Genomic DNA, 25,731 nt, shown 5'->3' with positions numbered 1-25,731 from the left:
CGTTGATACCTGCATCATACAAGAGGACTTTTTTCTTTTCAAGATGTCTTTGCGTTCAAGACAGGAATGCTCCTCGCTGCACCTCGGTGAAGGAATGAAGATTTTCAGACGAGTTATTTTGAAAGACACAGCTTGGATTACGGGCGACTGCGGGGTCTCCGAGAACCTCTTGATACCCTGGGAAAAAGGCATCTCAGGTTCAAAAACTTAAGTTATCTACACAATAAATACTAATACGAAAGAACGCGCATCTTTTCCTTCACCCTCTCCAAATCTAAAATGAGGAATAAGTTTATGAGAGAGAAGAATTGATCTTGCCTATAAAAATCATTTGCCCTCTAGATCATTATCTACACAAATATACCTGTTCCACAGAACTAAGTTGCGAAAAAGCGTGCCGTAGATCTTGGTGCTGTTTCCCGAAGGATCAGGTCGATGCCGGATATCACCCGTGTCGCTTCACCCGTGAAGCGATTGGGAAGATTCGGCGCGGCCCTTCTGGAAAAAGCACCAAGTCAGGCACGATTCAAGCTTTAAACAAGATACACTCAAAACAGAAAGAGGCAGCTCCTCAAATGAGAAGCCGCCTCTTTCAATAGGTAGAATTGTTTAGAATTCACCAAGAGTAGTTAAAAGCATATACAACATAGTTGCAGACTCACCGCGTGTAGCATTTGCACGTGGGTCGAACGTGTTGTTTGGACGTCCACTGATGATACCAGCTTCATAAGCAGCCTTCACATCTTCTTTAGCCCAGTCAGCAATTTTTGCATCATCTGCAAACTTGTGACGACCATCTAATTCTTCAGTGATACCAGGTAACATATACTCTGCAGCACGCATGATCATTGACGCCATTTCTTGACGTGTGATCTGAGCAGTTGGTGCAAACGTGTCTGGAGTACGACCGCTTACGATACCTGCTTCAAATGCTGCTTCAATGTGCTGGTAGCTCCAAGCTTGAGCTTCTGTTACGTCTTTGAAGACACCAGAATACTCATTTAACGGCAAGTTCATCGCACGAGAGATCAATACTGCAAACTCTGCGCGTGTCACTTGGTCGTTAGGAGCAAACTTCGTCTCTGATTTACCGAAGATGATAGAACGTGATGCAAGAACTTCTACATAGTCACGGCTCCAGTGCTCTTCGATGTCTGGGAATGTTACATCTTTTTCGTACGCAGTGTACGTACCTGTCTTCTTAGCTAAGAAGATCAAAGATTCTCCCATTACGAAACCACCAACATACGTTTGAGCCAAGTTGTCTGCAATTAGGTATGCAGCTGCTTTACGCTCATCGTTTACTTCTTTGTCTAGACCAAGGATGACATAGACGCCACCAGTAAGGTCTGTAACAGGAGTCAATTCGTCTCCATTTTTCACTGCTACTTCAAGTGTGTAGTCAGCAGAAAGTTTTGTAGCTACAGCGTCAGTTTGGTCGATGAAGCCGTTCTTCGTCAATGTGATGACGTAGCGGTCTGCATCTACTGCTAACCAAGACTCTAATACTTCATACGAGTAGAAGAATGTTGCGCCTTCACCGTACATCAATTCTAGAGAGTAGCCGTTTTCAACAAGTGCTTCTACTGCTTCACGAGTCAACTCAACAACTTCTGTTGCCCCATCAGCAAGATCCGAAAGATCAAATGTTGCATAGCCAGAACCGTCTTCAAGTTGATCTTGTAGGTCTTCAACGTCGATTACAGTTTTCCCGTACTCGTCCGTCACATCAACCGTTACGTTTTCAATCGTTGTATTTCCAACTACGTCGACAACTTTTACTTCGAACTCATTGACGCCTGCTTCTAGTGGAAGCTCGACTTCAACTGTCTCAGAGTAGTCGTTCAACTGATACGGCTCGCTTAGTTCGTTGTAGAATACTTCATTGTCGTTCACATAAACGCGAACTTCGTCGAAGTTGTCTCCTACTACTAGGTCAGCAGTAACTGAAGTCGCATCAAGTGGTGCTTCTTCTGGAACATCTGATACATCTAGAGTCGGTGCAGTTGTATCGACACCCACTTGACGTTGGATATCAAATACGTTGCCGTGCTCGTCTGTTGCAGCGACTTTCACTTTGTGCACGCCATCAGCAAGAGTCAATGTGTGCGCATAGTTCGTGCCGTCGAACTCGTCAGCTTGTTCGCCACCAACCGTTACTGCCACAACGCCAGAATCATCCGTAACTTGACCAGTGAACTCGACTTCAGAAGAATCGAAGAACGCCAGGTAGTCTGGAGTTTCCCAGATGATGTTCGGTACGTTTGTTTCATAAGGAGTAGACGCTACGCGTTTCGTCACTTCTGTTGCGTTTCCTGCAACGTCGTACGCTACGAATGTCACGTCATCGCCAGGTGTTACTTCAGTGAAATCAAATGCTGCTACAGCACCTGTCTCATCAGCGATCAATGTATCGACTAATTCGTCTTCTACATACACATCGATCACGTCTACACCAGACAAGTTGTCGCTAGCTTGGAATGACATCAATTGTTCTGTAGTATCTACAGCTACGTTTAATGTCGGTTTCGTTACGTCCAATTTGATTGGGTACGTCTTAGACTGCCACTCAGCGCCTTCAAAGTCGATTTTCGCTTTGATTTCGATCTGGTATTCGCCTTCAACAGGAGCTTTCCCGTTGATTTTTCCGTCCCATGCATAGAGCGGGTTGAACGTGTAGTAGCTTGATGTTGGATCATAGTGCTTACGTAAGTTTTTGCTTGTACCGATTGTACGAAGCTTCTTGCCATCTTTGTCTAAGATGTTGACTTCAAAGTTCTTCACGTTACGTTTTAACGAGAAGACTGGAAGTGCTGTATCGTAGACGCCGTCTCCATTTGGAGAGAAGGCTACTGACTCGAAGTCATATGCATTTGCATCTTCAAATGTCTTACCAGCAACCGTTGCCCCTTGTTTAGTAGCAATCAGACCTTGGATGCCATAGTAAGTTGTATCTTCCCAGAAGTTGTCATCGAAGATCGGTGCATCGTCCCAAGAACCGTTGAAGCCGAAGAACGGTACTGTAAGCGTTGGTAGGTTTTCTGTTTCGCCTTCTTCAGGAGTTGAATCCGTCAGTTGTAAGAATCCATCTACGAAGAACCCGTTTGAGAAGATATCCATCAACTCTTGAGCACCTGTCAAGTTTACATTCACTGTAAACTCTTGCGTGCTGTTTGGAGCTACTGTTACTGTTTCAGGAGCGTCAGACGTGTAGTCAGTTCCTTCTTCTAGTACTAGAGATCCGATTTCGTTAGGAGCTGTAATGACACGACCTGAAAGATCGTATGGGTAGTCCGTCTGCAGCTGTAGGCTCAAATCATACATCTTTTCCGTATCTGAGAAGTTCTCAGCAGTCAATGTGAACTGGAACTGACCGTCTGCGATTTCTTTGAGAGCGACTTTCCCTTCACCTGTATTCTTTTCATAGACGATTACGTCTGTTTCAAGAGCGTCCGCAAGTTGCATGATACCTGCACCTTGACGACGAGGTGATACGAATTCTGTAATACCATCATACTCAGCAAATACGACTGGTTTTGAAGTGTTCATCAATAAGTTTTTCGCGCGTTGTGCACGGTCATAACCTGAAAGGTCGAAGTCGTTGTCAACACGTTCGAAGATCAGTGCAGATCCACCCGCTACGTGAGGCGCTGCCATCGACGTACCGCTCATCAGACCGTACTTGTCATCGTTCATTGTCGAGTAGATGTTTCCACCTGGAGCTGTGATCTCTGGTTTGAAGTCTAGGTTTGGAGTTGGCCCCCAAGACGTGAAGGAAGACATCAAGCCTGCTTCTGGGTTAGCAGTTGTGATGACGTCGCCGTCAAAACGAACAGATACATCTTGTCCACCGTCGATTAGCGCTTTCATCGCTAAACCGTCAGCTTGAAGTGCAGACATGTAAGGAATCTGGATAGCTGGGTCTGATGCCATGTTGATCGTGCCATCCACGTTGTTGTAAACGATGATTCCTTCAGCGCCTGCTGCTTGAGCATTCAGTCCTTTTTCAACGAATGAGATAGAACCACGAGAAACTAATGCGTATTTCCCTGTCAGGTCTTTTCCTTCGAAGTCAGCTACTGTACCAAAGCCAGCAAATTCCACTGGGTAGTCCGTACCTTGAACTGGATCTACATCGTTAGCAAGTAAGAACATCGCTTGGCCAGCTTCAGATCCGTCAGCTGAATAGTTGAACGCAATTGCTGAGATATCTGTGTTTTCAAATGACGCAACGCCAAGTGATCCTTCAGATACCGATGGTGAACCTGTAAGACCGTAGTCTTGATCTTTTACATCGTTGTAGTCATAGCCAGAACCGTACATGTCTGAGTTACCTGCAGAAATCGAAACGATAAGACCGTTCTCTTTCGCACGTGCAACTGCTTGTTGCTCAGGAGATGCGTTGTCAACGAATCCAGCTGTAGCTCCAAGTGACATGTTGATAACGTCAGCACCTAGTTTGATTGAATCATCGATTGCTTTTACATAGACGTCACCGAATGTAGAACCGAAGTTCTGGTCGTTTCCGAATACTTTCATTGCTAGGATCTGAGCTTCTGGTGCTACCCCTTGGATTCCACCGTTCAGCTCGTCACCGTTTGCTCCGACAGTACCCGATACGTGCTGCCCGTGCATAGAAGCGCCAGGAGCGATATCTTTTACTTCTTGGTTGTCATCCATGTAGTTGTAACCGAATGGAATCTTCGCAGAGAAGTATTTCCCTTCAGATACATCTCCAGCTTCCACGTGTTGTGATACTTCTGCAGATGTGATTTCACCTGTAGAGTCATCAGTTAATTGGAAGTCTTTGTGGTTTGGATCGATCCCGCTGTCAATAACAGCTACGACTGCGCCTTCACCACGGTATGAGTATTTGTCCCAAGCAAGTTGCGCTTGAACCAGTTCTTTAGAAGTGATCATTTCTGGCTCTACTTCAGGACGCTTGTATTCTTGTGATTCGTATACAGCTTTAACGCCTTGTAGTTTCGCGATTTTCTTAACGTCGCCAGCTTTGACTTCAAGAGAGAACCCGTTGAATACAGTCGTGAACGATTGTTTCACGTCGAAACTGCCAATTGCTAACTTCATAGCTGCTTGAACAGAAGCTTGTTGTTTTTCAACAGCTGCCTCAGCAGAAGCTTTTGAAGATGTGGAAAGATCTTTATAGCTGAGCCCCTGTGCTGTTGCTTCAGAAATCGCTGGTGCCTTGTCTAATTCGACAATCACGCGGACGATTTCTTTTACGTCAGCCGGTTGCTCGAATTTTGCAGGAATTTTAGGTAGTACTTTTTGCGGAGTTGCCAATGGCGCGACGGACTTGGTGTTAGGTAGTTTACTGTCGACAGTTTCTGCTTGTGCAACTGGTAGGCCAGTTAAAGCTGTCGAAGCTGCTAATGTTGAGGCCATGGTCATTAGCAAGGCTTTTTTCTTTTTACTCACTCATGTTCCCCCTAGTCAAATTTTTGTTCCGCTATTTCAGGTTTCAAAATAGTCCAACAATTCATAATTTACCATAATGACGCTAGATTGCAATATAAAGTTAATTAAATTAAACAAAATAGGTCTGTATTTTTCGAATTTTAAGTCGAAAGACACTGCTTATTTAAAATTGTAGCAGGTGGATGTAAAGAGTTTGAGAAAATCTCGTAAGGAATTTGTAAGATTTTAAATACTAAAGATGCGTGAGGATTTTAAATATCCGGGCACCGAAGGTGTGAGTCAAACAGTCTAGTGAAAGAAAGTAAACTAAACTTAAATCGTGCCTGACTTGGTGCTGTTTCCAGAAGGGCCGCGCCGAATCTTCTCAATCGCTTCACCGGTGAAGCGACACGGGTGATATCCGGCATCGACCTGATTCTTCGGGAAACAGCACCAAGATCTACGGCACGCTCCTTCGCAATTTAGTTCGGTGAAAAGATATATTTATGTAGATAATGATTTAGATGGCAAATGATTTCTATAGGCAGGATCTACTCTTCTCTTTCATAAATTTATTCCTAGTTTTAGATTTGGAGAGGGTGAAGGAAAAGATACGCGTTCCGTGGTATCAGAGTGGTTTGAAGAACCCGCAGTCGGAGGCCAAAGCGCAAGCTTTGGTATGCCGCAAGGATTCTGATGGCCGCTCCCACAGATAAGCGTTTCTTTTTCAAGCGCACTCAGCATACCCTTACAAAATTTTATAAAACAAAAAAGCACCGGACGTGGGTCCGATGCTTGGTAAGTCATAGACTATTCTAATTGTCTAGTTGCAAACGCCAGAAATCCCCATCAAAACCATTAACCCCAACCGAGGCAAAGTACGCCTCAATTGGTGCGCCTGGTTTTGATGAAATATCTAGAGCGGCGTTCTCCACTTTTCTAACTAGCCACCAGTAACCTGGCTCATTAATTCAGAGCGGCGCTCCGCTTTGCGAGCTTTGTACTGAGACTCGTAGTCGGCTGCGTACGATTTATTGAAACCATTCGCAACAAGCGTGTTCTGTACGACTGCTAGAGTCGAGTAGAATGCTGCATCTGTTGCCGCTTCTAAGTTCGCAGCCGCTGCAGAATACTTACGGTAGAAGTAGCCGTAATCAATACTCTCACCGTTTGCTTGTTTTTCCGTGTATTCTGCTTTCGCACGTGAAACAAGAGAAGCTAGACGTCCTTCAGCTTGTGCTTCAAGCCCTGCAAATACTGGATCGTACTTCGCTTTGATGTCAGCTACAGTCATAGTAGACGTTTCGCCTCCACCCGAAGACCCTGAACCAGATCCACCTGAACTACCAGATGAACCCGAACCAGAAGATGATCCGTTGCCAGATCCAGAGTTTGAGCTAGAGCCACCAGTAGAACCCGATGAACTGTTGTTGCTATCTGAATTCGAAGAAGAGCCTTGTGAAGAACCAGATGTGCTGTCTTCTCCGTCTTCCTCTTCTTCGCTTGAAGACGTGCCGCCGCTAGAAGCTACAACTGTACTAGAGTCTTCTGCATTTTCTGGAGCTTTGAATTCGCTAATAATATTGCCTTCTGCGTCTTTTTCGACAACGTTACCTTCTTCGTCGATTTCAAGTGTGCCACCTTCTGGCATTTCAATAACATATGGCTCTCTAACGATTTCGTCGACTTGCGTGTCAGCTACATCGTATTCTTTAAATTTCGTGATGTACAGCAAGTATCCCCCAATAAGAAGCGCTAAACTCCCGATGACGATTGCTGCAATTTTCAATATCTTTTTCATAATCGTCTCCTTTATAATACAAAGATTGCTTTTTGTAGTATAACATAGTGGGATTTTCGATTCATGTTCCAAAAGTACTTGTTTATGGCGAATTTTGTAAAAAGACGAAAAAACCCTAGCCATAAAGGCCAGGGTTGGTAGAAGTCTATATTAGAATCCGTTGAAAGTGAACGTGTATTGGAATACATCGCCCCAGTAATCTTCAAGAGTGAAAGTAACTGTTTTACCAGCTAATTCGTTTAGATCCGACTCTTCAGTAAGACCAAGAGCTTCAAGGACTGCTGCACGAGCTTCACCAGGAGATGCAGTTGAAAGATCAACACTTGAACCTGAAACGTATGCAGAATATAGATCGTAGTAAGGAATCATCATGAATAAGTTTGTGTCCATGATGTCTTTTACTTGTAGATCTGTGTTGTAAACCGTTACGTTAACTTCATTCAAATCTGCATCAAATGTAGTTTTTAGTGGAAGTCTTGTTTGATCGTTGAAGTCTTCAACACCCAATTGAAGTGAAGTATCCACTTTCAATTCTGTATCTGCCTCTTCAGCGTTTACAACGAATGACGCCATTGCATCACGACGAACGAATGCGTTTGGAGAATAGGTTGTTTTTGTTGTACCGGCAGTTACATCATAGTAGTACAGGCTTTGTACGAATGAATAGTACCAGCTAGTTTGAGCTACGTCTACGAATGGAATCTGAGTTGTTTCAGGTGCATATAGGTTATATGCAAATGTTAAGATAGAAGCCATTTGAGAACGAGTCAATTTGTCGTTTGGACCAAATTTGCCGTTGCCATACCCATTTAGAATTCCAAGTTCAGTAAGCACCGCTACTTCATCATAGTACCATGCACCTTTTTTAAGGTCTGTGAATTCTGGATCTGCATACTCAGAAGTATCCAATTGTAGAGCTTTAGCAAGGATTACTGAAGCCTCTGCACGTGTTAAGTGGCCAGCTGGGCGGTAAGTACCATCCGGATAGCCAGTCACGATGTCGCGACCTGCAAGGTTGTAAATGTTGTCGTAGTGAACGTTTGTTTCTGGTACGTCACTGAAAGTTGTTCCGTTGGCTGAGGTAGAAGTTGCGAATGTTCCTGCTAATAGAGCCGCAGCAAGTGTTGCTTGTGTTACTTTTTTCGCTGAAAATTTCACTAGGTAGTTCCTCCTTTAGTCTATATTTATACATCTTTCATCGTACCATAACATTTTAGGGAATTGTAGGGAATTGTGAAATAATTTTCGTAAGCTTTACAAAAGCCCGCTACGACGGGAGTAACGAGCTAAGCTTTTCAAATTGAATCGACTTGCGAACGTCAAAAATCCCCGCAAAAACCGGTCCCATCCTTATAGGCAAAAAGCGCCTCTATAGATGCGCCCGGTTTTCACAAGATTTCTAGAATGCCGTTCTCCACATCTTAGAAATTATTTGTTTTGGAAGTTTACTGTGTATTCAAATGTTTCGCCATTGCGACCTTCGTATACGAAAGTGATAGGCTTTCCACCTAAGTCATTTAGATCTGACTCATAAGTCACACCTAGGTAGTCAATGATGTAATCATATGCGTCGTTGTAATCTGCAGCAGTCAAGTCAAAGTCCGTACCTTTGATATACGAAGATTGTACTTGGTATCCTGGCAAGATGAAGAAGAACAAGTCTGTCTCATAGAGCTTGTCTACCATTTTACGAGTAGCTGCGATGTTAACAGTCATTGTGTTTGTATCTAGGTTTAGTGAAGTTTTTGCTGGGTTTGTGCTGTCATCATTGTACATTTCTGACCAGAAAGGCATCAGCTCTTCAGCTTTCGCTTCTTCCGATACCATTTCTGAGTTCACTACGAATGATGCCATTGCATCACGACGAACGAAGTCGTTTGGCGCATATTTCGTTTTTGAAACTCCAGAAGTCACGTTAAAGTAGTAAAGTGCTTGTACATAGTCGTCATACCAAGAACCTGCGACTACGTCTGTGAACGGTGTGTCTACATAGTCAGCTGTGTAAAGGCTATAAGCAGATGTTAAAATCGATGCCATTTGAGCACGAGTCAATTTGTCGTTCGGTCCAAATTTACCTGTGTTGTAGCCACTGATGATGCCCCACTCTGTAAGAGCTGCGACTTCTTCATAGTACCAAGAACCTTTTTTCACATCAGGGAATCCTGGATCCGAAACGCCAGCTGTGTCTAGTTCCAGTGCATTTGTTAAGATGACGGCTGCTTCTGCACGAGTCAAAAGACGAGCTGGTTGGTACGTGCCATCTGGGTAACCTGTGATCACTGCGCGGTCAGCCAAGTTGTAGATGTTGTCGTAGTGGACGTTTGTTGATGGAACATCTGTGAATTCGATGCCTTTTGCAGAGGCAGTTGTTGCCCATGCGCCTGAAAGTAGTGCTGCCGCAAGTGCAACGTTTGTAGCTTTTTTCATTGTCGCTTTCATGTGTGTGGATTCTCCCTTAAGATGTGATGGTTCAAACAAAAATTATTGTAGCATAGTGCTAAAGTTTCCTATAGATGTGAAATACCTATGTTTTTATTAAAAAAACTACCGTCACAACATTAAAAACTGATAATTTAGTAAGATTTTGCTAGGCTTCCCATCTCTTCTACCTATTGATGTGAAAGCTCTAATTTTTAAGAGAAGCGTTCCGCTTGAATCGTGCCTGACTTGGGGCTGTTTCCAAAAGGGCCGCGCCGAATCTTCCCAATCGCTTCACCGGCGAAGCGACACGGGTGATATCCGGCATCGACCGATCCTTCAGGAAACAGCCCCAAGATCTACGGCACGCTTTTTCGCTTCGACGAACCCATGTACTTTATCCTCAAGTGATTTTAACGGGCAAGATTTATTCTTCTCCCATCTTAAGATATAGCTGAAGCTTATATAAAAGAGTGTGAAGGAAAAGATGCGCGTTCCGTGGTATCAGAGTGGTTTGAAGAACCCGCAGCGGAGGCCAAAGCGCAAGCTTTGGTATGCCGCGAGGATTCTGATGGCCGCTCCCACAGATAAGCGTTTCTTTTCCAAGCGCTCTCAGCAAAAACTAACAGTCAATCAAATCAGACACGATTCAAGCATTAAATCGGCGGCCTTCACATCCAAAAAGAAAACACCGGCCTCGGCCGGTGCTGGTAGTTGTTATCGAGGAGCTTGGTTGCTGAATGTGATCGTGTATTCGAACGTTTCGCCGTTATAGCCTTCAAGTACGAAAGTAACTTGTTTGCCTTCGACTTCATTTAGGTCAGCCGTTTTATCGACACCTAGAGCGTTGAAGATCTCTTCCTTCGCCAGTTCACGATCGCTTGTTGTCAAATCTAAATCTGAACCTTTCACTGTAGCAGAGTAGAAATCGTAAAACGGGATCAAGCTAAAGAATGTTTCAGCTCCGTTCAGATAATCTGCAGTGAGTGATGTTGGCGCAATGCCTACCATGATCGTGTTCGTGTCCTTGTCCCATCCAGCTTGAAGTGGGCTATCATCATGGTTATTGAACACTTCTAAATAAAGAGGCATCCATTCTTCGTATTTCGCTTCATCAGATACTTCTTCTGCATTAACGACAAATGAAGCCATCGCATCACGACGAACGAAATCATTTGGACCGTATTTCGTTGCTGAGATTCCAGCAGTGACTTCGAAGAAATACAGGTTCTGTACATATGCATCATACCAAGCACCTGGTTTTACATCTTTAAATGGCGTTACTTTTTCTTCTAATGTGTACAGGTCATATGCCATTGAAAGCAAAACAGCCATCTGCGCACGTGTTAATTTATCGTTTGGACCGAAGCTGCCGTTATCGTATCCGCTGATTACACCGTAATCTACTAATGCAGCGACTTCATCGAAATAATAAGCACCCTTTTTCACGTCAGGGAATCCTGGATCTGTTACTTCTGTTGTGTCTAAGCCTAGTGCGTTAGTTAAGATGACTGCTGCTTCCGCACGAGTTAAGTGGCGCGCTGGTTGGTAGGTACCATCTGGATATCCAGAAACAACTTCACGATTTACGAGGTTGTAGATGTTGTCGTAGTGAACGTTCGTTTCTGGAACGTCTGTAAATACGACACCTTGAGCTGATGCTGTTGTAGCGAATGCACTTGATAGTAGTGCTGTAGCTAAAGCTACCTTTGTTGCTTTCTTCATTGAAACTTTCATGTAAACTGATTCCCCTTACTGTTTATTTGGTGATGCTTTTCTCCCCGATGTTACCGCTTACTCTTAATTACTCATTATGGAAAATGGACCATAATTTCCTTACTTCTGAATCTTAGCATACAGAATTGTGCGTGTAAACTGAAAACTGTAATATTTGTAATAATTGTTACATTAATGACTTATTTCTTACTTTTGAACTCTACAGTATACTTAAATACCTCGCCGTAGAGTCCTTCGAATACGAATGTAATGCTCTTTCCATTCAACTCATTTAGATCCGTATCATATGTGGCACCAAGTGTTTCAAGCATCATGGCCTCAAATTTTTCTGATTCTAATCCACCGAGAGGCACGTCATAGCCCTTGATGTAGGCCTCTTCGACATCGTAAATAGGTAAAATCATATGGAACAAGTACCGTGCTAAATTGCTGCGCATCGTATCATCCGTCTGTCCAACCATGACCGTGACCACATTCGTTTCTAAGTTCACAGTGGCCTGCATCGGATTGAACTCTTTTTGATTAAACCCTTCTACATGGTAAGGAATCCACTCTTCCTCTTTCTTTTCTTGAGATACTTTCTCTGAGTTGACGATGAAAGACGCCATCGTATCACGAGTGACATACTGCTTAGGCGCAAACTTAGTTGCGGAGACACCTGAAGTCACTCCGAAGAAGTAAAGCGATTCTACATATTCTTTGTACCAAGCACCATCCACAAGATCCACGAATGGAGACGGTTTTTCATCAAATGTATAGAGACCATAAGCAGCAGCTAATAGCTTTGCCAATTGTGCACGTGTCAATTTTTCGTGTGGTCCAAAATAAAGACCTTCGTGCCCGCTGATGACATTGTTCTCTATCAATACATTGACTTCTTCATAGAACCAATCCCCCGGCTTCACATCTGAGAAGCCTTGATCTTGCGGTTCCCAGTTCTGGAGGCCGAGCGCATTGTATAAAATGCTTGCTGCTTCCGCACGTGTTACATAACGAGACGGTTTAAAACTACCATCTGGATAGCCAGTAAGAATGGAGCGCTCCGCTAGGTTGTAGATGTTGTCATAATGGACGTTTGTCTCCGGTACATCTGGGAAGTTTCTGATGTCTGCCAATGCCGTTCCGCCGAATGAGCTTGCAATCAAAGCTGTTGCTATTGTTGCTGTGAGTAGTTTTTTCATGTGTGCGTCCCCTTTATAAATCGTATTTAGTTGAGCATATCATCTTACTATTTTTTTACATAGCTACCAATCGTCTATTTGACGAATGGTTTTTAGAAGAAGTTCCAGGATATGAAAGAAAGCATCGGCTGATGAGCCGATGCTTGAGTGAGTGTATTAATCTGCTGCGTAGAAACGCTTGTAGCTGTCAAAATGTTTTTTCCAGTACGAGTCATTCAAACTAGTGATCGTGATGCCTTTGCTTCCCGCGTGGATGAACTGGTTGTTACCAATATAGATCCCCAAATGTGAGATGCCTGAAGTGTATGTATTCGCAAAGAACACGAGATCTCCGACTTGTGGTGCGTCCAAATAATATGACCGTGCATCCATCCCTTTCGAATTGGTCCGAAGGATTGGAATGCCTGCCTGCTGATACACATAATAGATAAATCCTGAACAATCAAATCCTGCAGGCGTCGAACCGCCCCAAAGATAAGGAACACCAAGCATAGATGTTGCGATGGCCACTACTTTTTCAGCTTGTGCTGCGTCCACTGGTGGTTTGGCTGGCTCTGGTGGTTTTGTCGGTGACGGGTTTGCGACTGGTTGAGTTGGTGCTGCCGATGCACCACCTATTGTAAGTTTCTGTCCGATAAAGATGACGTCAGAAGTGAGCTTGTTCCACTCTTTGATTTTCGCAACAGTGGTCTTGAACTTCACGGCAATCTTCGACAGCGAGTCTCCGGAAACTACTGTATATGTAGTCGTTGTTGCGGGAGCTGGCTGGGTTGGTTGCGTCGGTTGTGTTGGTTGCGATGGCTGGCTTGGTGTCGCTTGTGTCCCGTTGATCTTAAGCTTTTGACCGACAAAAATCAAGTCAGACTTCAAGTTGTTCCACTTTTTGATGTCCGCCACAGACACTTTGAACTTACTACCAATCTTTGAGAGCGAGTCTCCTGACACTACTGTATATGTTGTTGTTGTCGCTGGAGCTGGCTGTGTTGGTTGTGTTGGCTGAGCCGGTTGCGTCGGTTGTGCAGGTGTTGCAGCAGTTCCGTTGATGGTCAGTTTTTGTCCAACAAAGATCAAATCCGATTTTAAGTTGTTCCACTTTTTCAAATCGGCCACAGATACTTTATGCTTTGCTCCAATTTTAGAAAGGGAGTCACCTGACTGGACTGTGTAAGTCGTTGCTGACGTGATCGGTGCCGGTGTCGAAGGTTTAGTTGCTGGTTTTGGCGTTGTTGTAGTCGTGTTTGCGACTTTTAGCGTTTGCTGCGGATAGATCACAGTGCTCGTTAAGTTGTTCCACTGAACGATTTGATCGACTGTGACTTTGTGGGCATTGGCTACTTTCCACAGTGAGTCACCGGGTTGGACCTGGTAGGTGCTAGCTTCTGCTTCTTGTGCGTAGAGCATCATGGCTAGGGCTGCGCTGCCCAGGACTGCGTACCTGCTTTTTCTCACTCAATTCCCTCACTTTCGTAACATCGATGGTTTCATTATAGATTTCTGACAATGGAGACGCAATAAGATTTTTTGGCGCCAACCAGTTATGTATTTTCTTGGGATTTGGTGTCGAATTTACTGTATTTCTTAGCATCTTCAATGCTTGAATCGTGCCTGACTTAATTATATGCCCTCTTGGAAATGGCATTCTGAGAGCGCTTGGAAAAGACACGCTTATCTGTGGGAGCGGCCATCAGAATCCTCGCGGCATACCAAAGCTTGCGCTTTGGCCTCCGCTGCGGGTTCTTCAAACCACTCTGATACCACGGAACGCGTATCTTTTCCTTCACCCTCTTTCGTTCTAATAAATTCAATTACGTTTACAAATGAGAGAAGAATAGATTTGGCCTTTTAAAATCACTTAGCTATTGGCTTCATAATCTACTGAAAATTTAAGATTTCACCTTACTAGATTACGAAGAAGCGTGCCGTAGATCTTGGTGCTGTTTCCCGAAGGATCAGGTCGATGCCGGATATCACCCGTGTCGCTTCACCCGTGAAGCGATTGGGAAGATTCGGCACGGCCCTTCTGGAAACAGCACCAAGTCAGGCAGGATTCAAATGTAAGGTACCAGGGTTAGCTTGAGTCCCTAGGAACTCATAAAAGAGCAAAGAAAAAGAACCCGCAGGTGCGGGCTCCAAAATGTTGAGATTATTGTAGTGTGCTGATACGGTAATCGCCGAACTCGTCGATGACGACTTCCATCGTGAATGTCCGCTGATAAAGTGTTGGTTCTTCTGTGGATGTGTCCGCTACGATGATGTCAAAGACCACTGTGCTGCTCGTGTCTCCGATATCGATCGACTGAATGACTGGTGAGCGGTAGTCGAGTGTAGTCACTTTGCTCATGATGTCCGCACGGTATGCTGGGACGATCGAGTCCGCTACTTCTTGTGACTGGAAGAAGTAGTTGTAATACGTCAACGTTTCGTCTGTTAAATAGTAAAACAACGATTGGTTGAAATCGTAGACATACTGCGTCAAGTACTCTTCAGTGAACGGAATCGGTTCGACGACTGGCTCTTCTGGCTTGAAGGCATCCTCGCCTTTAGCGTCTGCTTCTGAGATATACTGTGCAGCCAGACCCATTACGAGATGGATCGGCATTGCATAGCCGATGGCTGGGTTCTCTGTTTGCACAATCGAGTTGATGCCAATGACGGCTCCTGTCTTATTAGAAAACAGCGGGCCTCCACTTGAGCCCGGTTCGATTTGAGCGTTCATTTCGTAGAGCTGGTCGTACAGATAGCCGTTGTCGATGGTGACGTTGGTCGCTGTGATTTCACCGGTCGTTGCGACGTTCGGCTTGTTGCGGGGACTTCCGATAGCTGTGACAGCGTCTCCTACAGCAGCCATGGCAGATGCCATTTTGAGTGGTTCTTTTCCAGCTAGTTGCGGGACTCGAACTACGGCGAAGTCGACGGATTGCGATTTGCCGATGACGTAGCCTGTGAAGGTTTGTCCGTTTGAGTTGACGACGCTGATTTCTTTGGAGTCTTGGACGACGTGTGCATTCGTCACAAGGTCACCTTTTGTGTTGTACAGGAAAGCAGACCCTTGGGCTTCTGCTGAGTAGAGCGTGTAGACAGCGGCTGTTGCATTTGCAAGAACTAGAGAGGCTTCGTTCTCTTTTTCTGTCTCGTTTGCTTTTTCGGTGTCGACGACGACTTCTACTTCTGTGACCGACTCATACTCCGTCTCTTCTTCCTCCGCAGGCTCCTGCGCTACAGGTTCCGAGGATTCTTCCTCGGTCTGCTCAGGCTCCTCGACTTCGGTATCGTCGGTTTCTTCAATTGGTTGTTCAGGTGTCGGGGCGACGATTTCGTTTTCGACTTGTTGGTCGGGCAGCAAGAACGACTGCACGAGTAAGTAGCCGATGACGAGGACGAGTGGCAAGATCAGTAACGGAATGAAACGTTTTGCGAAGCGTTTCTTTCGCTGGGTGCGGCGTCGGGTCATGGGACGGTCTCCTTTATCTGGTGTCATTAGTTTATTGGACGTCACGTGGACGTAAAATGTTTCAGTATGACACTCATTATAGCATAGGAGACCCTAATTTATGAGGCGCGAAGGGAGGCAATTGTTGGGTGAGTCTATAGTTGGTAGTAGGATTTTTCTGGGGTGATGGAGAAGAAAACGAGCCTAATGCAGATGAAACAGAGTTTGATGCACAAGAAAAGTCCTTCCTTGCAGAACAAACACCCTCACCTTGCACATGAACGCCCGCTCGCCCTTACTCCACCTCCAACAGAAAACCCCTTCGCCGCAGGTGGGCAAAGGGGTTCTTCTCACGAATCAGAGATTATTTTGCTTCGTAGTATTTTACGTAAGGAGCAAACATCGAGATGATGCGAGCTGCTTCCGCACGAGTTGTTGTAGCACCTGGTTTGAATGTACCGTTCGGATATCCAGAGATGATTCCGTTTTCATACATGTTCCAGATAGCGTCAAGCTCTACTTCTGGTAAGTGGCTCACGTCAGAGAATGGATACTCAACATGGTCATCCGCAGGAGCAAAGTAACCCGTTGTAAATACGTTGTTCACCATCAATGCGAAGTGAGAACGCTTGATGAATGCACGTGGGCTGAACGTTGTTTCAGTAGTACCGTTGATCAGACCAGCTGCATATAGTGCATGGATCTCGTTTTGACGAGCTACTGGAAGGTCTGCGATATCTGTGAATGGTGCTTTATCTTCTTCAGCGATTTCTTCTGTTGGAAGGTCAAGTAGACGAACCATCATAGACGCTAACTGCCAACGTGGCAATGTGTTGTCTGGTGAGAATGTGTTTGTAGTCGTACCTGTCATGACGTTACGTGAGAACAAGTCGTTCACGTATGGGTATTCCCAGTCAAGAAGGTTCACGTCACCGTATGGAAGAACAGTTGTGATGCGGCCTTCCATTAATGGCCAAACCATATCAAGTGATGTTACATAGTCAATGAACATTTCGTAATCTACGAATCCTGGCTCAGAAACGCGACCATCTGCATACGCCTCACCGAAAGATGTGAATCCATCTTTACCAGTTGCGATGTATGTGTTCGTTGCTACTTTGTAGTTTTCGTCTTCAGAGATTGGTAGACGTCCGTCTTCAGTTACAACGTTCGCATCGACAACGCGCTCGCCTACTGGTTTTGAAGGATCGAATACGAACTCAAGACCTGATACATGTAGGAATGAACCTAATTCAGATGGGTAGCTGCTTACAGACACTTCAAGAGCTGCAAGTAGTTCAGCACCCGTTAAGTCCATGATTGCTAATGAGTTTCCGAAAGGCATTACAGAAAGAACTTCACCATAAGTGATGTCGCCAACGTCGATAGAGCTACGGATACCTCCGCCGTTTTGTACAGCGATCACTGTTTCTGGATCGATTTCTTGAGCTTTTGAAAGCATTCCGTCAACAATTAAGTTACCAAGGTTTGTTTCAGATGTACGTACGCCACCCATATCACGAGTACCGTTTAAGAAGACTTCTGCGTAAGCACCGATTGACTCAGCACCTTTAGCATCAACGATTTCTTTGTAAGGAGCAAGGATTTCAACAGCTGCTGGGTCTGCTACTGCATCTGCAACTTTGTGGTGTTCGCCAACATGAGATGTGATGACACCCATGTCATCAAATGTTACGTCTAATTCACCAAGTAATGAACCGTTCGAACCTGCTTGAACGATGACTACTGGGTCACCAGATTCTTCATTTGTCAGCATAGTTGGTGGCATTAAAGCTGTGTGACTGTGACCGCCAACGACTACGTCAATTCCCGCTACAGACTGAGCAAGTAAGATATCGTTGTCCCAAACAGCAGAGTCATTGTAACCAAGGTGTGTTACGGCAACGATTTTGTTAACGCCAGCAGTTTCAAACGCTGCTACTGCTTCTTCTGCAGCTGCGATGTAATCTGTGATGTCAACAGCTTCTGTGCTTGAGATGTTGATTGTCTCTTCAGTTGTTAGACCGAAGATCCCGACTTTTTCGCCGTTGATTTCTTTGATCATCCCGTTGTAGATCTGGCCGTCTTCTGCCATATCTGTGTATGTGTCGTTTTGAAGACCGTCAAACTTCGCATCTCCAGAGAAGTCTACGTTCGCAGAAACGAATGGGAAGTCAGCGCCTGCCACGAAATCAGCAAGTGCTTGGTGCCCGTCTTCAGATAAACCTAGATCAAATTCGTGGTTCCCGAAAGTCATTGCATCGTAGCCCATGTAGTTCATAAGCTCTAAGTCCGCTTGACCACCGAACTCGTTGAAGTAAAGGGATCCTGAGAACACGTCTCCAGCATCTAGAAGTAGGCTGTTTTCGTTCCCTGCTTCAGCACGTAATTCTTGAACGAGAGTAGCACGTTTTGGTGCATCTTTAAGAGCTGCGTGCGTGTCGTTCGTGTGAAGAATTGTCAGTGAGAAATCGCCGACAGCTGCTTCAGTTGCAAATGGAGCGTTGACACCGATGACACCAACAGCTAATGCTGTGGCAACACTTGCCTTGATCATTTTGTAGCTTTTCATTCGACACCATCCTTGTGAGTTTTTTTGACTGCGCTTGAATTATGTATGAGAAAAGAACTGGGATGTAAGCGCAATCATGCACAAATAAGTATAGCAATCTTTTAATCTGTCGACAACATTCTATTCAGAAAATTACCAACTTAACAAATCCTTTATAAAATTTATGAGAGCTTTACACTTTTCTAGGGATTTTGGCGGTCTTTGCGAAGGGTGCGTGGAATCTGCTAAACTAGAGCTATTCTAAGAAAGACTGGTGACTTGGTATGCAATTGAAACGACCTTTTTTAAGCGAGGTCCAGTGGGCTCGAGCACTCGCACTGTTTGCTGTGTTGTTTGTGCATTCGACGTCTACAGGTATGGGTGCTTCCGCTCCCTTCTCGCTTCCTTATACAGGTTATAGTATTTTAAATATAGCTGGAAAGATTGGGACGTCAACGTTCATCTTTCTGAGCAGTTTCATCTTATTCTATACGTACTATCCTCGGGAGTTTACGACGAAGCTGTTCACAAGCTTTTATAAGAACCGCTTGTTGTACATCTTAGTTCCGTACATTGTGTTCTCTATTTTCTACTTTGCACTTCGCTATGACATCAATGGATTTCAACTAACATGGCCGGAAATCATTGCGAAGTTCACTGATGAGTTGTTGTCGGGGAATGCTTACACGCATTTGTATTTTGTATATGTCAGTGTGCAGTTCTATCTGATGTTCCCGATTTTCTTGTATCTGTTCAAACGATTTGAATGGCTTCGCAAGTGGGCGCTGCCTCTTGGGATTGTGATTCAGTGGGTGTGGGTACTGGCAAACACTCATTATTTCCAGGTGGATGAGAAGGGCTCGGTGTCTCTTTCGTACTTCATGTTCTACTTTATGGGGGCGTTCCTCGGAGTGTATTATGAGTCGTTTGTGGCTTGGTTGAAAGATGCGCGACGCAGCCGTGGTGTGTTGATCAGCGTTGTGGCTTTGTATCTCGTGATGACGGTCTCCTACTATTATGTGACGGTGATGGCGCGGACAGGCATGAAGTTTTATCCTTCGTGGGTCCATGAGCTGACGTGGAGTACGATGGCTTTGACTGCTGGATTCTTGATCTTTATTGTGGCGCATGCGATCAAGCGCTTTAATGTGCCTCGATTTAAAGCGACTCTTGTAGAAATCGGTGCCGTGTCATTCGGAATCTACTTGATTCACCCTTACTTGCTGTACTGGATGCGCGAATGGTTGCCAGGTGGAGCGCCACTTGTGTTCCATGGCTGGCAAGTGCTGACGTTCTTCGTCGTGTTCTTCGGTAGCTGGCTGATTGTTCGTCTCGTGTATGATTTTGTGCCGGCGAGTTGGATCATCTTTGGTAAGGGGAACAAAGTGTGGGGCTGGAAGGGCCGTGTGAAGAAGGCCTGAGTTAGTTAATTGAAGAGAAATGATGGCCGATTCGCCTTGGGGCGGATCGGTTTTTTGTGTCTTAAGGACTTTGGTGTGTTAGGGGCTTACTAGAAAGAGCTTTAGTGTCTCAAGGGCTTTGCTAGAAAGGGCGGTTTTGAGGCATTCAGTTAGTTTGGGTAGAGATAGAGTTTGAAGATTAGAAAAATCGCGGGCATTGATAGCTTCATAGTGGTGAAACGTCGGCAGATGCTTCTTTTACGGGGGCAGTTGCCCGTTTTACGTCGGCAGATGCTTGATTTGCGTCGAGACGTTTATGCCATCTTTTAGTATCATCGGCAGATGCTTCATTTACGGAGGCAGTTGTCCGTTTTACGTCGGCAGATGCCTCATTTGCGTCGAGACGTGTTTTTTCCACAAAACAAAAGCAAGGGCCGCGGCACTTGCTTTTAGTGTTTCTTGATATAGTCGATGACTTGGCGGGCTGTATCGTTCGCACGCTCGACATGCGGTGCCACAGTCGTTTGTAGATGAGCAGTTCGGTCTTTGATAGACTCAAGCTGCTCGTTCGCTTCGCGGTATAGGTCGTCCGCTGTCCAATCGTTCTGTTCGACGTGACCGATGACTGGCTGGTCCGCAAGGTGTGCGAACGCATCGATTTTCGGATCGTACGAAAGTGCGATGAACGGTGTATTGCCAGCTGCTGCGAAAATCAGTGCATGCAGACGCATACCGATCAGTAAATCTGCGTCACGGATGACGGCCATCTTGTTTTCGATGGTCGCATCATAAGGCGAAATGTGTACAAAGTTTTGGTTCTTCATCATGCTACGAAGCTCTTGGGACGTCTCGTCGTCATGCTTGCCATGCATCGGAACCAACACTATCGTGTTGTTCTCAGCAGCCAAACGGTCGAGAGCTTCAGCAAGCTTCGGCATGAAGGCTTTGCTGTTCGCCCAGTCACGGACGGAAACTGCGACTACCTTTTTCACTTTCTTCACTTTGAAAAGATTCGTGAAGCCAGATGGGTCGATTCCAAGCACTGGGTCTGGAACGATCGAGATGTCTTTTTTGATGCCAAGTTTCGTCAGCAAGTTCTTAGAATCTTGGTCACGAACAGATAACACAGATGCATGCTTTAGAACAAACTTCATCATCAGCTTGTTCTGAATCTGTCTGACCGGCCCCATTCCTTGTGCGTAAACGAAGAATGGAGTGCCTGAAGCCTTCGCCATTCCCATCACGGCCAAGTAATACGGAATCGTCTTCCAACCAGTTTGATCCTGAAGCAGGCTTCCCCCACCACTAATCAACCCATCAGCATTTTTAATCACTTCATGTACTTCTTGTAGCTTCCAGCGGTTGACGGCGTTGACTTTATAGGTCTTTGCCGTCTTTGCTGGTTGGTTGGAGAGCACGGTGATGTCGACATCCGGCTGCTCTTTTCGCAGTGCGTGAATGATGGCGTAAAGGATAGCCTCATCGCCGACGTTATCGAATCCGTAATATCCGGATAACACTAGTTTCAACGTACCCACCTCTTTCGATCCCATTCGCGAAGAATGATTTTTTTCAAATACTCATAAATAGCGATGAACACAAGACCAATCAAGAAGCCGAGGACGACACTGTAGCTTGTGCGTAGCAGCGACACCGACAACGGAATATGGAAATGTGTGAATGTGTTCATGATTGATAGAACGCCGATTACAGCTGGGATTAATAGATAATAACTTGTCTTCACGTGCGTCTTGCCGACATGTAAGGCAAGTACGAGAAGTGGCAAGCCAATTAAGAATTCTTTAGTTCGTGGACGGATGTAGAGGACTTGCTCTAACCACATACGGAACTGAAGTTCAAACGGAATGACCATACCTTCGTTTCCTCCACGTCCAAGATAGAACAATCCTACCAATGCAAGAATTCCTAAAACTACTACATGCCAATAAGTAATCGCAGCTTTCAAGATTTTCGCCATATTCTCCCATAGAGTATACAGCACTAAGAATGCGATTGGTAGCACATAAACTAAATTGACACCTTTAAACTGGTTCATACCTAAGAAGAAATCGTTACCGAACAATAGAACAACTACAAACCAGACACCCAACATGATCATTCCGATTGTAGCTAGATAAGAACGGATCAAGTAGCCTTTTTTCATCGGGTCTCTCGGTAGCAGAACCGCGACAACTGGAGCTGTCACTGCCAGACCGAGTACGAGAGCTTTGAGCAATATAGCAGCAATATCTGGATATAGCCCAAGAGTTATTAAATGAGCAATTACAATTAAACTAATTCCTGCTATACCGATATATGTCAGCATACGACGCTTAAATACGACTTCAGCGGCAAAACCTAAGAACGCAATCATACCAATGAGTCCTACAAGCTTCTGCCAAAGCGGTTGTTCTGCTTTTTCAAAGGTCTCAGCTTGACCACGAGTAAAGAAATCAGGAAGTTTTGCTTCCAATCGATTGTTGAATCTCTCTAAAGTCGTCATCGCCTGTTCATAATCTTGTTCCGTTAAGTTTACAAATGCGATTCGAATATTGCGTTCTTTGAAAGCGCGAATATAAATCTCTACATCATCTACAAGTGAAGGTGCTGTAACTTGTCGGCTATGCAAACGCACCACATTCATATCATTAGAATAAGCAAGTGAATTAAAGCCAGTTTGCGGTTTTTGAAGGAACTCAATCCACCCCATCGTATAGCCTGCTTCTTGGAGCTGTTTTCCAAACGCTTTTCGCTCTATTGGCTTTGTACTATAAGGAACTGAAGAACCATTGAAAATGACGGTATCGATTCCGTCTTGTTTAATCGCCATCAACTCTTCGACCATGCGGTCTGTTATCTCAGGTTTTGGATAATCTCCGATGCGTGGAATCACATTAAAGCCAGCTGCTAAAATATCGTCTATCATTTGTTGGTCATAACCTAATGGCATTGACAACAATTCATTTGGTTCACCAGGAACGAATGTATAAAAATTCCCGTTCACTTCTATTGGAGTGGCTTCACTAAATACATTTCGAGTTAGGTCATTAAATGAAGAGTTCGGTCCTAAATAAATAAAGATTCCATCTTTATCATAAGGGTGCTCGAGCTCTGGTAATTGATTGAAAATCAACAATTCTTTCATTCGAGAAACGCTGATCACTGTGAGGATTCCACGTTTTTGTAAGGTACTTAACGTGTCAGCTTCAACAGCTAACGTATCAATTCCATTCTCTTTTAAGCGAGTGTGTACTTCATCAGTTGTTAATTCAGGATGGTCAATGAGCCAGTCTAATACTTGAACATAAGGCATAACCGTCTCCACCGTCTTATTCGGTTCTTCCGTCATAACACGGCTATAAATAGAAGGAATCGTGAGCAACATGGCCGCGATACAAATTCCGAGTAATATCTTCTTCACGTGGGAAAACACCCCTATTTCGTTTTAGTAAATCGTTTGCCGATTACCGGCAAGGACTGTAGTAGTTCTGGACTTAAGGCTTTGGTGACGAGTAATAATGCGAAGTAGATTGCGCCTCCAATGGCTGCTGCTAGTGCTACATAACCTAGTGCTGCTATACGGCCTGCTGCTTCGATGTCGACGACAAGCATGGGTGCGTAGATGATGGCTCCCATGACAAGTGATGCGATCAGGACCATGACATCAGGTCGTGTGAACCATGGAATGGCAACTACTTTGCGAATAGCGATTCCGTTCGCAACAAATAGTAAGACGTAAATTGCGAGTGTCGAGTACGCTGCTCCATCAAGACCGTATACATTCACAAGGACGATGTTCAAGATGACTTTAATGATCACACCTGCGACGATGATCCATGCAGCTAGCTTCGCTTTATCCATACCTTGTAAGACGCCCGTTCCGAGTATCGTCAGTGACGTGAACAAGGAACTGAACGAGATGATGGCCAGGACCGAGTTGCCTGCTGTATCAGTGAACAAGCCGAGGTTGATTGGTGTCGTGAGAACGACTAACCCCACTGCTGCTGGAACTGAGAGTAATAAGGTTAAGAAAAACGTTTGGTTCACGAGTTTTGTTGCTTCTGCCTTCTCACCTTTGACGAGCTTTGCAGAGATCGTCGGGATGAGCGGCAAGATGACCGAACTCGCAAAAACCGTCACGATTTGTACTATTGTCAGGCCTCGTCCGTAAATACCGTATTGATACGTGATGTCTTCTGTTGAGCCGAGATAGTTTCCGAGTGCATTCGGTATCGTGAATGAATCCACCATGTTCAGAAGCGCCATAGTGATGGCTCCAAACGCGATGGGTAGTGACAATGTTAAGATCTGCTTCGCACGAGTTTTGAACTCTTTCGATGTTAGGCGCGTTTCAGTTTTGACTCGAGCATCGGATTTCGCATACAAGCTCAGTAAATAGATGAGCGATGCGATGGCTCCGAACACCGAACCGATCATGATGCCTCCTGCGATGTTTTCTGCGGAGTAGTTGGCATTCACGAGGTACACGGCGATGGCTAGGATTAAGCCGACTCGAACGAACTGCTCGATGACTTGCGAGATGGCCGTTGGATTCATCGATTGATGCCCTTGGAAATAACCTCGGTAGACGGCCATATACGGAGCTACTAATAGGGTTGTAGCAACCGTGACAAGTGCCAGACGTGTTTCCTGTCCACCAAGCTGTTCAGCAAGTGGCGTCGAGAACAGCCAGATCAGGCTGAAACTGATGATTCCGAAGACGATTCCTAAGATTCGCGCGGTGCTATAAATGTGACGCACAGCGGCTGTGTCTTGTTGCGCTCTCGCTTCTGCGATGAGTTTCGAGATAGCGATTGGAATACCGGCAACAGATAAAATCAGAGCCACCATGTAGACCGGATAGACGAGCGTGAAAATCCCGAGGACTTCATCTCCCGCTATGTTTTGCAGCGGGACGCGGAACAGACTGCCGAGTATTTTCGAAACGAGTGCGGCCACCGAAAGAATGACGGCACTCTTGAATAAGGTACTTTTCATTTTTTATGCTGGCCCCGTTTCTGGAGCATGACGAGCGCAAATTGTGGCAAGACGAGCATCCGTTTCCAGCGTGACGGCTGCTTCACGAGACGGTAGAACCACTCGAGGTTCATCTTCTGCCAGATTTCCGGTGCGCGTTGGACGTTACCAGATAGCACATCTAAGCTGCCTCCGACTCCGATGAAGATGCCTTTATTGAACTGGTTGAAATGTTGGTCGATCCACAGTTCTTGTCTTGGGAAACCTAGTGCAACGAAGACGAAATCCGGTTGCGCTTCTTTGATGCGCTCTGCAAGTGAAGGGTCGTTCCAGTCGAAGAACCCGTGTTGGTTGCCAACCAAGTCGATACCTGGGAAGTCTTTGCGGACGCGGTCTGCTGCTTGTTCGTTTGTTGTTTCAGAAGCTCCAAGCAAGAATACTTTGAGGTTGCGAGCATCTGCTTCTTTAAGTAGATCCATCATGATGTCGTAACCACTAACACGTTCTGGAAGCGGTTGGCCAATCAGTTGCGCCGCTTTGACGATTCCAATCCCGTCAGCTGTGATGAAGTCGACTCGCTCAAGAAGGTCTTTGTAGTTCTTATCTTCCTGAGCGTGCATGACGATTTCTGGATTCGCTGTGACGACGAATGTCTTTTGATTGGTAAGCGCTCGATCAACGAGTGTGTCGATGAAGGCGCGGTGCGTTGTATTTATAAAAGGCACATCGAGGATGCGCACGATGTTGTGATTCATATGGGGTTTTCTCCTTTTTGGTGCTGAAAAATTCTAATCTACTATACCATAAAATTAGGGGGT

General features: G+C 45.1%; 15 protein-coding genes. 2 read left to right on the top strand and 13 right to left on the bottom strand.

Features of this window, described 5'->3' with window-relative positions; translation table 11 throughout:
- The coding region (locus CF394_RS15970; RefSeq protein WP_207761713.1) for a hypothetical protein at positions 1–211 on the top strand (211 nt) is incomplete at its 5' end.
- 398 nt (positions 212–609) lie between these two features.
- On the opposite strand, the gene CF394_RS11180 is transcribed toward CF394_RS15970, so the two are convergent.
- The 9 genes from CF394_RS11180 to CF394_RS11140 form a co-directional block, all read right to left on the bottom strand.
- The gene (locus CF394_RS11180; protein ID WP_094943706.1) at positions 610–5,439 is read right to left on the bottom strand and encodes a S8 family serine peptidase; all 4,830 of its coding nucleotides are present in this window, start codon (positions 5,437–5,439) and stop codon (positions 610–612) included.
- A 922-nt stretch (positions 5,440–6,361) separates the two neighbouring features.
- On the bottom strand, positions 6,362–7,219 hold the full coding sequence (locus CF394_RS15965; protein WP_106408207.1) for a hypothetical protein: 858 nt from the start codon (positions 7,217–7,219) through the stop codon (positions 6,362–6,364).
- Positions 7,220–7,369: 150 nt separating this feature from the next.
- Positions 7,370–8,377 (bottom strand): S-layer homology domain-containing protein, encoded by a 1,008-nt coding sequence (locus CF394_RS11170; RefSeq protein ID WP_094943705.1) that lies wholly within the window; start codon positions 8,375–8,377, stop codon positions 7,370–7,372.
- A 270-nt stretch (positions 8,378–8,647) separates the two neighbouring features.
- Positions 8,648–9,658, bottom strand: a complete 1,011-nt coding sequence (locus CF394_RS11165; RefSeq protein ID WP_094943703.1) for an S-layer homology domain-containing protein — start codon at positions 9,656–9,658, stop codon at positions 8,648–8,650.
- Between the two features lie 696 nt (positions 9,659–10,354).
- Positions 10,355–11,374 (bottom strand): S-layer homology domain-containing protein, encoded by a 1,020-nt coding sequence (locus CF394_RS11160; protein WP_094943701.1) that lies wholly within the window; start codon positions 11,372–11,374, stop codon positions 10,355–10,357.
- Positions 11,375–11,553: 179 nt separating this feature from the next.
- A complete protein-coding gene (locus CF394_RS11155; protein WP_094943700.1) occupies positions 11,554–12,555 on the bottom strand; it encodes an S-layer homology domain-containing protein in 1,002 nt (333 codons plus the stop codon).
- Between the two features lie 156 nt (positions 12,556–12,711).
- On the bottom strand, positions 12,712–14,004 hold the full coding sequence (locus CF394_RS11150) for a C40 family peptidase (RefSeq protein ID WP_094943698.1): 1,293 nt from the start codon (positions 14,002–14,004) through the stop codon (positions 12,712–12,714).
- A gap of 694 nt (positions 14,005–14,698) precedes the next feature.
- Positions 14,699–16,006 carry a S1C family serine protease gene (locus tag CF394_RS11145; RefSeq protein WP_165767540.1) on the bottom strand — a complete coding sequence of 436 codons (1,308 nt, stop codon included), beginning with the start codon at positions 16,004–16,006 and terminating at the stop codon, positions 14,699–14,701.
- A 343-nt stretch (positions 16,007–16,349) separates the two neighbouring features.
- Positions 16,350–18,557, bottom strand: coding sequence for a 5'-nucleotidase C-terminal domain-containing protein (locus tag CF394_RS11140; RefSeq protein ID WP_094943695.1), 2,208 nt, complete (start codon positions 18,555–18,557; stop codon positions 16,350–16,352).
- A 263-nt stretch (positions 18,558–18,820) separates the two neighbouring features.
- On the opposite strand from CF394_RS11140, the gene CF394_RS11135 reads away from it, so the two are divergent.
- Complete coding sequence (locus CF394_RS11135) at positions 18,821–19,957, top strand: acyltransferase (protein ID WP_094943694.1); 1,137 nt, start codon at positions 18,821–18,823, stop codon at positions 19,955–19,957.
- A 428-nt stretch (positions 19,958–20,385) separates the two neighbouring features.
- On the opposite strand, the gene csaB is transcribed toward CF394_RS11135, so the two are convergent.
- Genes csaB through CF394_RS11115 form a run of 4 tightly spaced genes read right to left on the bottom strand, consistent with a single transcriptional unit; the run spans position 20,386 to position 25,668 of the window.
- A complete protein-coding gene (gene csaB, locus CF394_RS11130) occupies positions 20,386–21,456 on the bottom strand; it encodes a polysaccharide pyruvyl transferase CsaB (RefSeq protein ID WP_243370828.1) in 1,071 nt (356 codons plus the stop codon).
- A 5-nt stretch (positions 21,457–21,461) separates the two neighbouring features.
- The gene (locus CF394_RS11125) at positions 21,462–23,357 is read right to left on the bottom strand and encodes a DUF5693 family protein (RefSeq protein ID WP_094943691.1); all 1,896 of its coding nucleotides are present in this window, start codon (positions 23,355–23,357) and stop codon (positions 21,462–21,464) included.
- A 14-nt stretch (positions 23,358–23,371) separates the two neighbouring features.
- The gene (locus CF394_RS11120; RefSeq protein ID WP_094943689.1) at positions 23,372–24,934 is read right to left on the bottom strand and encodes a putative polysaccharide biosynthesis protein; all 1,563 of its coding nucleotides are present in this window, start codon (positions 24,932–24,934) and stop codon (positions 23,372–23,374) included.
- Positions 24,931–25,668, bottom strand: coding sequence for a WecB/TagA/CpsF family glycosyltransferase (locus CF394_RS11115; RefSeq protein WP_094943688.1), 738 nt, complete (start codon positions 25,666–25,668; stop codon positions 24,931–24,933). Before CF394_RS11115 ends, CF394_RS11120 begins: the two co-directional genes overlap by 4 nt.
- Between the last annotated feature and the right edge of the window lie 63 nt (positions 25,669–25,731).

The sequence above is a fragment of the Tetzosporium hominis genome (assembly GCF_002265435.1).
Taxonomy (GTDB): Bacteria; Bacillota; Bacilli; order Bacillales_A; family Planococcaceae; genus Chryseomicrobium; species Chryseomicrobium hominis.
Note: the sequence above shows the minus strand (reverse complement) of the source record. Positions and strands in the feature narration are given on the sequence as shown.